The organism is Microtetraspora sp. NBRC 16547 (assembly GCF_030268965.1).
Classification (GTDB): domain Bacteria; phylum Actinomycetota; class Actinomycetes; order Streptosporangiales; family Streptosporangiaceae; genus Microtetraspora.
In genome coordinates, this window is record NZ_BSSE01000136.1 from 1 (window position 1) to 255 (window position 255).

Genomic DNA, 255 nt, shown 5'->3' on the forward strand with positions numbered 1-255 from the left:
GTCAAAGCTCTCGTTGAAGAGGACGTCGATTCGCACGCCTTCAAGCACTGGCCGCAACTGGGCGAGGTGACGGTCCGCTGGCGCGGTTCCTTCGGCTACCTGACCGGCCATTATGACGATGACGAAGACGACGAGGGCTTCCCGCTGGCCCGGATCGAATATCTCGGCGATGCCGACGCCTGGGCATTCGCGATCTACCGAGCCGGCAGTGACGACTACGAGGACTCGTTTCTGCCGAGCGGGAGCCGTATCGGT

The 255-nt window shown here is 62.7% G+C and carries 1 protein-coding gene; it reads left to right on the forward strand.

Annotated features, from left to right (window positions below; translation table 11 throughout):
- Positions 1-255: hypothetical protein (locus QSK17_RS35950; RefSeq protein ID WP_285711166.1), on the forward strand; the 255-nt coding region annotated here is incomplete at both ends.